The sequence below is a fragment of the Aeromonas sp. R1-1 genome (assembly GCF_040908495.1).
GTDB classification, from domain to species: domain Bacteria; phylum Pseudomonadota; class Gammaproteobacteria; order Enterobacterales; family Aeromonadaceae; genus Aeromonas; species Aeromonas veronii.
On sequence record NZ_JBFODV010000111.1, the window covers coordinates 1 to 12,346 of the forward strand.

8 protein-coding genes and 2 pseudogenes are annotated in these 12,346 nt (G+C 59.8%); 4 read left to right on the forward strand and 6 right to left on the reverse strand.

Annotated features, from left to right (window positions below; translation table 11 throughout):
- The 3 genes from AB5Y92_RS06650 to AB5Y92_RS06660 form a co-directional block, all read right to left on the reverse strand.
- Positions 1–954 (reverse strand): ABC transporter permease (locus AB5Y92_RS06650; protein WP_368226075.1); only part of this gene is annotated, 954 nt, incomplete at its 3' end.
- Positions 954–1,652, reverse strand: a complete 699-nt coding sequence (lolD, locus tag AB5Y92_RS06655; RefSeq protein ID WP_368226077.1) for a lipoprotein-releasing ABC transporter ATP-binding protein LolD — start codon at positions 1,650–1,652, stop codon at positions 954–956. The genes AB5Y92_RS06650 and lolD, both read right to left, overlap by 1 nt.
- Positions 1,653–1,740: 88 nt before the next feature.
- A complete protein-coding gene (locus AB5Y92_RS06660) occupies positions 1,741–2,976 on the reverse strand; it encodes a lipoprotein-releasing ABC transporter permease subunit (RefSeq protein WP_227273817.1) in 1,236 nt (411 codons plus the stop codon).
- A gap of 76 nt (positions 2,977–3,052) precedes the next feature.
- Here AB5Y92_RS06660 and AB5Y92_RS06665 point away from each other — a divergent pair, with 76 nt between their 5' ends.
- Together AB5Y92_RS06665 and mfd are read left to right on the forward strand one after the other, a co-directional pair.
- Positions 3,053–3,628: a hypothetical protein gene (locus AB5Y92_RS06665; protein WP_005351323.1), complete on the forward strand. Its 576-nt coding sequence runs from the start codon at positions 3,053–3,055 to the stop codon at positions 3,626–3,628.
- A 55-nt stretch (positions 3,629–3,683) separates the two neighbouring features.
- Positions 3,684–7,151, forward strand: a complete 3,468-nt coding sequence (mfd, locus tag AB5Y92_RS06670) for a transcription-repair coupling factor (protein WP_368226082.1) — start codon at positions 3,684–3,686, stop codon at positions 7,149–7,151.
- A gap of 100 nt (positions 7,152–7,251) precedes the next feature.
- Here the strand turns inward: mfd and fbp are convergent, their stop codons facing one another.
- Entirely contained in the window at positions 7,252–8,286 is a 1,035-nt protein-coding gene (gene fbp / locus AB5Y92_RS06675) for a class 1 fructose-bisphosphatase (RefSeq protein WP_005336993.1), read from the reverse strand.
- 381 nt (positions 8,287–8,667) lie between these two features.
- Here fbp and AB5Y92_RS06680 point away from each other — a divergent pair, with 381 nt between their 5' ends.
- Together AB5Y92_RS06680 and AB5Y92_RS06685 are read left to right on the forward strand one after the other, a co-directional pair.
- Positions 8,668–10,284 carry a peptide ABC transporter substrate-binding protein gene (locus AB5Y92_RS06680; RefSeq protein ID WP_368226079.1) on the forward strand — a complete coding sequence of 539 codons (1,617 nt, stop codon included), beginning with the start codon at positions 8,668–8,670 and terminating at the stop codon, positions 10,282–10,284.
- A gap of 206 nt (positions 10,285–10,490) precedes the next feature.
- Positions 10,491–10,652: pseudogene (locus tag AB5Y92_RS06685) on the forward strand (IS3 family transposase); the annotation flags it as partial.
- Between the two features lie 13 nt (positions 10,653–10,665).
- Here the strand turns inward: AB5Y92_RS06685 and AB5Y92_RS06690 are convergent.
- A complete protein-coding gene (locus tag AB5Y92_RS06690; protein WP_107684862.1) occupies positions 10,666–11,526 on the reverse strand; it encodes a PA4780 family RIO1-like protein kinase in 861 nt (286 codons plus the stop codon).
- Between the two features lie 195 nt (positions 11,527–11,721).
- A pseudogene (locus tag AB5Y92_RS06695) lies at positions 11,722–12,346 on the reverse strand (lauroyl-Kdo(2)-lipid IV(A) myristoyltransferase); the annotation flags it as partial.

Here is a 12,346-nt window from a genome sequence, read left to right on the forward strand (position 1 = left end):
GGTAAGCCGGATCTGGCCAGGGCTCGCCCCCATGGTTTTCAGGATGGCGATCTCGCTGCGCTTCTCGTTCACCGCCATCACCAGGGTGGAGACGATGTTGAAGCAGGCGACGGCCACCACCATCAGCATCACCACATACATGACGGTACGCACCATCTGGATGTCCTGATAGAGGTAACCCTGGCTGTTCATCCAGCTGCGGATATAGACGTGATGAGGGAACTGCTGCGCGGCGGCTACGGTGATGGATTGCGCCTTGAGCACATCGCTCACCCGCAGGCTGAAGCCCTCCACATCGCTGCCCATGCCGGTGATCGCTTGCGCATCGGCCAGATGCATAAAGCCGAGTAGGCCGTCGAGCTGACCGCCGATCTCCAGCAGCCCTACCACGGTCAGGGCTTCGCGGCGGGGATTCTTGATACCCGCCTGATCGCCCCCTTGCGGCAGCAGCAGGGCAACAGAATCCCCCACCTTGACGCCCAGTTTGTCGGCGATGGTCTTGCCAAGGATCACCCCACGTTCACCCGGTTGCAGCTCACGCAGACCACGACCCGTCATGTATTTGCCTGCATCCGACAGATTGGCTTCCAGCTCCGGCAGCACGGCGCGCAGTTGCACCCCCTTGAGGGCAGAGCCATGCTCCAGCAGGCCATTGAGGCGAATGACCGGGGCTGCCGCCTCAACGCCCGGCTGGGCCAGTAGGTAGTCGCGCAGACGGGGCCAATCTGGCAGCGGCCGCTCGACGGCGTCCAGCTCACCTTGCGGCACGACCGAGAGCACCCGATCTTTAAGCTCCCGCTCGAAACCGTTCATGGCGGAGAGGCCCAGGATCAGCGCCATCACCCCGAGGGCAATACCGATCAGGGAAGAGGCAGAGATAAAGGCGATAAACCCGTTGCGACGGCGGGAGCGGCTGTAACGCAGGCCCAGAAAGAGGGGCAGCGGTTTGAACATCAGGCAACCTCCGCCATCACGCCGCTCACCAGGGTCACCCGGCGATGGAGCTTGGCCGCGAGGCTCAAGTCGTGAGTCACTACCACAAACGCAGTGCCCAGTTCACGATTCAGTTCACACAGCAGTTCGTACACCGCGGTGGCACTGGCGTGATCCAGATTGCCGGTAGGCTCATCCGCCAGCACCAAGCTCGGTTCGTTGACCAGCGCCCGGGCGATCGCCACCCGCTGACGTTCGCCACCAGAAAGCTCGGAGGGACGGTGATTCAAGCGATGGGAGAGCCCTACCCGCCCCAGCATCTTGGTTGCCTTTTCGGTGGCAACCGCCACCGACTCACCGGCGATCAGCAGCGGCATGGCCGCATTTTCCAGCGCACTGAACTCGGAGAGCAGGTGGTGGAACTGGTAGACAAAGCCCAGCTCGCGGTTGCGAAAGCGAGCCTGGGTACGGCTGTCCCAGTGGTGGATATCCTCCCCCTTGAACAGCACGGCGCCGCTGGAGGGGTTGTCCAGCGCCCCCATCAGGTGCAGCAGAGTGGTCTTGCCGGAGCCGGAGCTCCCCACCACCGCCAGCATTTCACCGTGTGCGACGCAGAGATCGATCCCCTTGAGCACCTGAGTCTCCAGCTCCCCCTCTTTATAGACATGATTGAGCGCCTGGCAACGCAGCAGAGGTTCACGGGATACGGCTTCATTCATAACAGGGGCTCCACTTGCCTCGGTAACAACGCTGGCACCCGCAACAACGGGGGCACCAGTCACAACAGAAGATGCATTATTCACGGCATTACTCATAACGCAGCGCCTCGGCCGGTTTCACCCGCGCAGCGCGGGCCGCCGGATAGAGGGTGGCACTGAAGCTCAGCAGCACGGCGCCCAGCAAGATGGTGATGACCTGAGCCGGCTCGACAATGACCGGCAGGCCACTGCCGCCCGCCGCCATATAGAGGTTGAGCCCCACCGCATTGAGCAGAGGGTTGAGACCCAGGGAGAGCGCAAGGCCCGCCAGTCCGCCAAACAGGGCGCCAATCACCCCGCTGGACGCACCGAGCACCATGAAGATTTTGACGATCCCTGATTCACTCATGCCCATGGTGCGCAGGATGGCCACTTCGCCCTCCTTGTCCGTCACCACCATCACCAGCGCGGAGAGGATGTTGAAGGTAGCGACGGCGATGATCAGCACCAGCATCAGCCCCATCATCCGTTTTTCCATGGCGACCGCCTGGAACAGCTCGCCCCGCTCGCGGCGCCAATCCTGCCATAGCAACCCGTCCGGCAACGGTGTCTTGATCACCTCGTCGGCCGCAAACGGATCATCGAGCCAGAGGCGAATGCCACCGACGGTTTCTGTCGGCAGGCGTAGCAGCCGCTGGGCATCCCCCAGCGCGATCAGCGCAATCTGGTTATCCACATCGGCGCCGACCCCGAAGATGCCGGAGACGGTAAAGAGGCGCTGGGCCGGTACCCGGCCAAACGGGGTGAAGCGGGTCCCTTCGGTCAGGATCAGACGAACCTGATCGCCGATGGAGACATTGAGGCGACGTGCCACCCCCTGCCCCAGCACGATGCGGTAGTGGCCGGGCTGCAGGGTATCGAGGCGTCCCCCCAGCATCTGGGAGTGCAGGATGTCATCCTTGGGCCAAAGGGCGGGATCGATCCCCTGCACGCTGACGCCGGTGAGCTGGCCGGGGCTTTGCAGCATCCCTTCGCTGTCGAGCATGGGGGCCGTGGCGACCACATGGGGTAAGTTGGCCAGATCCGGCAAGCCTTGCGGGTCTGCATCAATACGGCCAGCCTGATTGGTCACCACCACATGGGGGATCACCCCGAGGATGCGCCCTTTGAGCTGCCCTTCGAAACCGTTCATCACCGAAATGACCACCATCAGGGCGGCGACCCCGATGGCGATGCCAAAGGTAGAGAACAGGGAGATAAATGAGACGAAGCGATTGCTGCGCTTCGAGCCTGCATAACGCAGGCCGATGGCCAGCGAAAGGGGCTGAAAAAGTCCGGTCTTCAAGGATATGTACGTTGCCAACAAAATAAGATACCGGATAATAAAGGGAAACCGTCCATGACAACAAGGGATAGCCTCCATGCAGGAACAGTTCTTCAGCGTCACTCATGCCACGCCGGTCAATGTGATCCCCATGCCGGCCGACTTCCATCTCCCTTCGCTGGAGGAGCTGGACGCTGAGCTGCCGGAGCCCTTTCGGATCTCTTCGGCCATTACCTCCATCGATCTGGTGACCACTCGCCTGCTGCGCAACCAGAATGAGTCGATGCACGATCTGATCGAGATCGTCAATCAGCAGTCCCGCAAGATCGACATGATTATGGGCTATGTGCTCTCCCTGCAGGACCATCCGGAGCAGCGCTTTCACACCCTGCGCTTCGGGGCTGGCCAGCTCACCTACCTGCACCCCTATCATGATCACGGGGATGCGCCGCACCTGCACCAGATCGTCCGCCTCAAGATCTTCCTGCGGGAAGAGGCGGCCGCCATCTACTGCTATGGCCAGGTCAAACAGCTCGACGGCGGTGAACATGGCACCCATGTGCAGCTCGACTATGTGCGGATCCGCGAAGATGACCGTGAACTGCTGGTTCGTGCCAGCCTCCACGTGCAATCGAAGCAGCTCAAGCTGCGCGCCCAAGAACGTCAGCGCTAACCAGAGCGAACGTCGCGATAGATAACGTCAACGTTAAAAGAATCGAACCATGCCAATGACACTCCCCGCCTTGCCCGCCAAAGCGGGCCAAAAGATCACGCTCGGCCAGCTGGTCGGCAGCAGCCTCTCGCTGATTGCAGCCCGTCTCACCAGTGAAGCCAAGGGGCCGGTACTGCTTATCACCGCCGATACCCCGAGCGCCCTGCGCCTGGAGCAGGAGCTTCAGTATTTGCTGGCAGACAAGCAGCTAGCCGATCAGTCCGCCCCCGTATTGCTGTTCCCCGATTGGGAGACCCTGCCCTACGACACCTTCTCTCCCCATCAGGACATCATCTCCCAGCGGCTCGAAACTCTCTACAAGCTGCCGCAGATGAGCAAGGGGGTATTGATTGTCCCCATCTCCACCCTGATGTTGCGCTGCGCACCCCGGGTCTATCTCGACAAATACAGCCTGATGGTGAAGGCCGGTCAGCGCCTCAACCTGCAACAGCTGCGCGGGCGGCTGGCCGAGGCGGGTTACGTGGCGGTGGATCAGGTGCTTGAGCATGGCGAATTTGCCGCTCGCGGCTCCCTGCTCGATCTCTTCCCCATGGGCAGTAGCTGCCCCTATCGCATCGACTTCTTCGACGATGAAGTGGACTCCATCCGCCCGTTCGATCCCGAAACCCAGCGCTCCAGCGAACCGGTCAAGACGGTCAGCCTGCTGCCCGCCCGGGAATACCCTACCGACGAGGCGGCCATCGAGCTGTTTCGCGGCCAGTTCCGCGAACAGTTCGAGCTGTCGCGGGCCGAGGGCTCCGTCTATCAGGAAGTGAGCAAGGGGCGCTGGCCCGCCGGCATCGAGTATTATCTGCCGCTCTTCTTCAACCAGACCGCCAGCCTGTTTGACTACCTGCCGGAAGAAACCCTGCTGCTCACTGTGGGGGACATCTACCCCGCCGCCCAGCGCTTCTGGAACGATATCGGCCAGCGCTATGAAGACAGACGCTGGGACAACACCCGCCCACTGCTGCCACCGGCCCAGCTCTATCTGCCGGTGGAGCAGCTCTTTGCCTCTCTGGGCCAATATGGCGCGGTGCGGCTGCAAGAGGCCGCTACCGCCGGTGATGCTGGTCAGCACGATCTGCCCATCGAGGCGCTGCCCGACCTGCAACTCGATCACAGCAAGGAGCAACCCCTGCTGGCGCTTAACCAGTTCCTGCAAGGCTTTGCCGGGCGCACCCTGTTTGCGGTGGAGTCCGAAGGACGGCGGGAGGTGCTCGGCGATCTGCTGGCGCGTATCTCGCTGCAACCCAAGGAATTCCCCTCTCTCGACGCCTTTATGGCGAGCCCGGATCGACACGGCCTGCTGGTTGCACCCCTTGAGCGTGGCTTCCTGTGGCAGGAGGTCGGTCAGGATCCACTGGCGCTGATCACCGAGACCGAGCTACTGGGCGGCAAAGTGCGCAGCAAGCGGGCGCGGGAGAAGAGCAAAAACTTAAGCTCCGATGCGGTGATCAGAAACCTGGGCGAGCTGACCCAGGGTCAGCCGGTGGTCCATCTGGATCACGGGGTCGGCCGCTATCTGGGGCTCGAAACCATCGACGCCGGTGGTCTGCCCACCGAGTTTTTGACCCTCGAATATGCCGGCGGCGACAAGCTGTTCGTGCCGGTCACCAGTTTGCACCTTATCAGCCGCTACACCGGCTCTGACAACCCGCCCAGCCACAAGCTCGGCGGCGAAGCCTGGAGCAAGGCGCGGCGCAAGGCGGCGGAGAAGGTGCGCGACGTGGCAGCCGAGTTGCTGGATGTCTACGCTCATCGCGCCGCTCGCGCCGGGTTTGCCTTCAAGCACGACAAAGAGGCCTATCGCCAATTTGCCGCCAGCTTCCCGTTCGAGGAGACCGACGATCAGCTCAACGCCATCAATGCGGTGCTGGGGGACATGTGTCAGGCCAAGAGCATGGACCGATTGGTGTGCGGCGACGTGGGTTTCGGCAAGACCGAAGTGGCGATGCGGGCGGCATTTGTGGCGGTGCACGGCGGCAAGCAGGTTGCCGTGCTGGTGCCCACCACCCTACTGGCGCAACAGCACTACGACAACTTCCGCGACCGCTTTGCCAACTGGCCGGTGCGGGTCGAGGTGCTGAGCCGCTTCCGCTCCGCCAAGGAGCAGAGCGCTGTGATGAAGGAATTGGCGGAGGGCAAGGTGGACATCATCATCGGCACCCACAAGCTGCTCGGCTCCGAACTCACCTTCAAGGATCTGGGACTTCTCATCGTCGATGAGGAGCATAGATTCGGGGTGCGCCAGAAGGAGAAGATCAAGGCGCTGCGGGCCGATGTGGATATCCTCACTCTCACCGCCACCCCCATTCCGCGCACCCTCAACATGGCGATGTCGGGCATGCGGGATCTCTCCATCATCGCCACCCCGCCCGCCAAGCGGCTCGCCATCAAGACCTTTGTCCGCCAGCACGAACCGGCGGTAGTGCGCGAGGCGGTGCTGCGTGAACTCAAACGTGGCGGGCAGGTCTACTACCTGCACAACGACGTGGAGAGCATCGAGAAGTGCGCGGCAGACCTTGCCGAACTGGTACCGGAGGCGCGCATCGGCATCGCCCATGGCCAGATGCGCGAGCGCGAGCTTGAGCGAGTGATGTCGGACTTCTACCACCAGCGCTTCAACCTCCTGGTTTGCACCACCATCATCGAAACCGGCATCGACGTGCCAAGCGCCAACACCATCATCATGGATCGGGCGGATCACCTCGGTCTGGCCCAGCTGCACCAGCTGCGGGGCCGGGTTGGCCGCTCTCACCATCAGGCCTATGCCTACCTGCTCACCCCCCATCCCAAGCTGATGACCAAGGATGCAGCCAAGCGGCTGGAGGCGATCGCCTCGCTTGAAGATCTCGGCGCCGGTTTTGCGCTGGCGACCCACGATCTGGAGATCCGTGGCGCGGGCGAACTGCTCGGCGACGACCAGAGCGGCCAGATTGCATCAGTCGGCTTCACCCTCTATATGGAGATGCTGGAGCAGGCGGTCGAGGCACTGAAAAATGGCAAGGAGCCCTCGCTGGAGCAGCTGATGAGCCAGCACACCGAGGTGGAGCTGCGCCTGCCGGCGCTCTTGCCGGATGACTATATTCCGGACGTCAACATGCGCCTCTCCATGTACAAGCGGATCGCCAGTGCGGCGGACGAGCAAGAGCTACGGGAGCTGAAAGTGGAACTGATCGACCGCTTTGGTCTCTTGCCGGAGGCGACCAAAACTCTGCTGGAGCTGGCCGCTTTCCGCCAGCGTGCCACCGCCCTTGGTATTCGCCGGGTGGAGATGAGCGAGCGTGGCGGCTATCTCGACTTCACTCAGGAGACCAAGGTTAATCCGGCCTATCTGGTCAAACTGCTCTCCAGCCAGCCCCGGGTCTACAAGATGGACGGGCCAACCCGGCTGCGTTTCCAGGTGCCGACCCAGGACCGCGCCATGCGCCTGAAACTGGTGGATGGATTGCTGGCTGATCTGGCCAACAACAGCCTGTGAATATCTGCAACGCTGGCGGCGAGCCAGAGAGATAATGCCAACTAAAACGGGAGCCATATCTGCTCCCGTTTTTTATTTGCTATCTGACTACTGCGTACGTTCAGCCCTGGTTGGCTGGATCCTCATGGGCGGAGAACTCGCGCATAAAGGCCTCGGCGCGCTCCACCATCTTGGTCGAGCCAACAAAGTAAGGGGTACGCTGGTGCAGCGCGGTGGGCTGGATATCCATGATGCGGCCAAAGCCGTCGGAGGCCTTGCCACCGGCCTGCTCCACCAGAAACGCCATCGGGTTGCACTCATAGAGCAGCCGCAGCTTGCCATTCGGCGAGTTGGTGCCGGACGGATAGATGTAGATGCCGCCCTTGAGCAGGTTGCGATGGAAATCAGAGACCAGGGAGCCGATATAGCGGGAGGTGTAAGGTCTGTGGGTCGCCTCGTCGCGCTCCTGGCAATATTTGAGGTACTTCTTCACCCCGTCCGGGAACTTGATGTAGTTACCCTCGTTGATGGAGTAGATCTTGCCCTCTTCCGGAATGCGGATGTTCTCGTGGGAGAGGCAGAAGCAGCCGATAGAGGGATCGTAGGTAAAGCCGTTGACGCCAAAACCGGTGGTGTAGACCAGCATGGTGGAGGAGCCGTAGACCACATAACCGGCGGCGACCTGACGGTTGCCCGGTTGCAGGAAGTCCTCCAGGGTCACCGGCGAACCCTGCGGGCTCAAACGGCGGTAGATGGAGAAGATGGTCCCGACCGAGACGTTGACGTCGATATTGGAGGAGCCATCGAGCGGGTCGATCAGCACCACATACTTGGAGTTTTTGGAGAGCGGTGAGTCAAAGGCGACGAAGTCCTCTTCCTCTTCCGAGGCCATGCCACACACCTCGCCGCGCGCTTCCAGCGCCGCCTTGAAGCGTTCGTTGGCGTAGACATCCAGCTTCTGCTGCACCTCGCCCTGTACGTTTTCAGCGCCCATGGAACCGATGATATCCGCCAGTCCCGCCTTGTTGATCTCTCGGTTCACCACCTTGGCAGCAAGGCGGATCGAGCTGAGCAACGAAGTCAGCTCGCCGGTCGCGGTAGGATAATCCGCCTGCTTTTTGACGATAAACTCACCCATGGTGATCATGTTTCGCATTTTTGTTCCTTTAGATCGCATCGGTTGGCATTGAAAACGTTTGCAGGCGTCAGCAAAAAAAATGCCGATCACCGGCGGCCTTGATTTGTAACCTAATGTAACGTCTGTTTTTTGTTTTTGCAGCGAATTAAGCGGCCTATTAAATAGGCTATTTCGCCTCACGTTAGGTAAAAGAGGCTTTTTATTCGGTTTCAATCGATAACTTTCGGACCCTTAATTCGTGGCAATAACCTGCGACAAGCCATGAGCTGACTGGCCTTTGGCCATTAAAAATGGAGTCTGATGGGCCTGCTGCTCCCTTAGCCATTGCCTCTTGAGATCCGATCGCCAATCCAGCACACTGATTTCGCTTTGGAAGCAAATAAAACTCAAGGATTATCAATGAACAAGACTCTCATTGCCGGCATGGTAGCCGGACTGTTTGCCCTTCCCGCCTGGGCTGCCCAGGTGCCTGCCGGTACCAAGCTGCTGCCGGATGCCCAACAAATCTACGTGACCAATATCGGCACCGAACCCACCACCATCGACCCCCAGCTGGTAGAAGAGACCGCCGGTAGTGCCATCGTCAACGATCTGTTTGAAGGGCTCTATGAGCTGGATAATACCGGCAAGATCAAACCAGCAGGCGCCGTCAGCTACGAGGTCGACAAGACAGGTACCGTCTACACCTTCAAGCTGAGGCCCGAGGCCAAGTGGTCAAATGGTGAACCGGTCACCGCCGCCGATTATGTCTACGGCTGGCAACGGGCGGCCGATCCCAAGACGGCCTCCAACTACGCCTGGTTTATCGAATTGACCGGTGTGGTCAATGCAAGCGAGGTGATCCAGGGCAAGAAGAGCCCGTCAGAGCTCGGGATCAAGGCGCTCGATGACTACACCCTGCAGGTCACCCTGAAAAATCCGGTTCCCTTCTTCCTGAAGACGCTGGCCCACTACACCACGTTCCCGGCCCCCAAGGCCACCATTGAAAAATTCGGCAAGGATTGGGTCAAACCGGGCAATATCGTCTCCAACGGTGCCTTTGTACTCAAGGAGTGGACCCCCAACGAGCGACTGAGTGCCGAGCGCAATACCCACTACTGGAACAACCAGCACACCGTCCTGAACAAGGTGATCTATCTGGAGATCGTCTCGGAAACCGCCGCCTACAACCGCTATCGCACCGGTGAACTGCACTACACCACTTATCCGCTGGAGCAGTACAAACAGCTCAAGAGCAAGAGCCCGGAAGAACTGGTCAGCGTCCCCACACTGGCCAGCTATTACTATGTCTTCAATACCCAGCGCAAACCGTTCGATGACCCGAAAGTACGCAAGGCGCTCTCGCTCGCCATCGACCGGGAGACCATCACCGACAAGATCCTGGGACAGGGACAAATTGCTGCATATAGCTTCACGCCCCCCATTGTGGACGGTTTTGAATTGAAAAAACCGGCCAGCCAGCTGCAGAGCAAAGAGGAGCGGACCAAGCAAGCCAAAGCCCTGTTGGCCGAAGCGGGATATGGCCCGGACAAGCCACTCACAGTGGACATTCTCTACAACACCAACGAGAGCCACAAAAAGATTGCGCTGGCCGTCTCCTCCATGTGGAAACACAACCTGGGGGTCACTGCCACCCTCAACAACATGGAGTGGAAGACCATGGTCTCGGCACTCAACGAGGGGGATTTCGGGGTTAGCCGCTATGGTTGGAACGGGGATTATAACGATGCCTCCACCTTCCTCGACATAATGACCTCCAGCAGCAGTGCCAACAGCGGCAAGTGGTTCAACAAGGAGTATGACGCCCTGCTGGCCAAGGCCCACGACTCGCTGGATCCCGCTGAACGCAATGCCCTGTATCAACAGGCAGAGGCGCTCATTGATGCGGATGCCCCCATCGCCCCTATCTATTTCTCGGTCAAATCCAGGTTGCTCAAGCCTTTCGTGAAAGGCTACCCCCACCTTAACCCGCAGGATGTGGTCTACAGCAAGGAGCTCTATCTGGTTGCCCAGTAACCAGCTAGGAAGATGTAACCATAAAAAAGCGCCTGCATTGCTGCAGGCGCTTTTCATTGGCGGCCAAGCGGGCCATTGGGCCTACTTACCGCTTTCACGCAAGATTACTCTTCGGGGCAAGGAGCCAACACCACCCGACGGCGTCCATATATGGTCTAATCATCCCAGACACTATTTTATGTGGTTCATACGCCAGAGGGACTTGGTGGGATCCCGCTGGTGGGGGCATGAACCTACGGGAGGAGAAGCGGGAAATCAGTTACTACCTGATGGATTACCACAACTGGCCGCATCCACGTCAACACAATGGCGGGATGCCACCAGCAAAATCCGAGGTTCAATCGAACCAAGTATCCAGATTGAGTTGACCACTAAAAATCTTTAGTAACTGTCTTCCTGCTCCGCCTTCATCCGGGCCTGACGGGCATAGGCCTCCTCCTCGGCGCTCTCTATCTCCTGCAGCACCGAATCGAGATCGATGGCGGCGCGGCTCTCTTCAAAGTGACCGGTCAGCTCGCTCTCGGGGGTGAGTTTGCCATCTTCAAACAACGCCCACATCTCCTGGGCATAACGGGTCTTGAGCAGCTCGGGGGCATACATGCCGTAGTAGTTGCGCATGTTGTTTACGTCCCGCTCCAGCATCGCCTTAGCCTGGTTGTTGGCGGCGGCATCCACCACCTGGGGCAGGTCGATGATGACGGGGCCCTGTTCATCCACCAGCACATTGAATTCGGAGAGATCGCCGTGGATAAGACCGGCGCAGAGCATCCGCACCACGTAACGGATCACCTTGGCATGGTCGATGACCGCCTGCTCGGGGGTAAGCGCCACATCGTTGAGGCGCGGCGCGACATTGCCATCCTCATCGGTGATAAGTTCCATCAAGAGGACGCCATCGAGGCAGACATAGGGCTGTGGTACCCGCACACCGGCAGCAGCCAGCTTGAACAGGGCATCGACCTCGGTGTTCTGCCACACCTCTTCATGCTGCTTGCGGCCGTACTTGGAGCCCTTCTCCATGGCGCGGGCGCTGCGGCTGTTACGCACCTTGCGCCCCTCCTGATAGACCACGGCCTGCTTGAAGCTGCGCTTGGACGCCTCTTTATAGACTTTGGCGCAGCGGATCTCGTCGCCGCAGCGCACCACATAGACGTCGGCCTCTTTGCCGCTCATCAACCGGCTGACGACCTCATCGACCAGGCCGTCATCAACCAGAGGTTGGATTCGATTTGGAATTTTCATGGCCGCCCTTTTACCCTATTTCCGCTCTCGAAGATAGCTCCGCGCACGCTCACCTGCCTCTCCCTTTCATAAGACACCCTGTTATCCCCTGTTTGCGCTGTTTTTGTCCACCCGTTCGCCTTAAAAACCACCAGCAGTAGACCAAATACGAAAGGCTTCTGTGCCCACAAAAATGGCCCGCAAGCGGGCCAATTTTCAAGGTTCGGGCGGCAAGCCCTTACGAATGCGCTGGATCCCCGCTTCATAAAGGCCGTCATCCCCCTCCTGATGCTCCAGAGTTTCGAAGATCTTGAGAAACCACATGTACTGCTCGGGATGACGCGCCACCTGCATCTCTACCACCCGGTTCATGGCATTGACGTCTGCCAGCAGATCGGCGGTGGGATAAGGGTCAAACAGCGGCTCGATCTCCAGCAGATAGCAACCCTCATCCTCGTCATAGCTGGCGAAGATGGGCACCGCTCTGGCACCGGTCAGCTTCACCAGCTTGGGCAAGGCTGGCAGGGTTGCCTTGGGGCGGCCAAAGAAGGGAACAAACACGCTCGCCTCGCGGCCGTGATCCTGATCCGGTAGATAGAAGAAACTGGCACCGGCGCGGATCGACTTGATCGCCGGCTTGATCCCGGCGCTGCGCTCATAGACCTTGCCTGCTTTGGCCCGCTCGCGGTTGATGTACCAGTCGAACACCTCATCTTTCGGGCTCTTCATCATGGTGCACATCTCGATGCCCATCATGGAGAAGTAGCGGCCAATCATGTCGACCGCCCAGGTATGAGGCACCACCAGGATCACCGGACGGCCCGCTGCTTGCTCCGCTTGC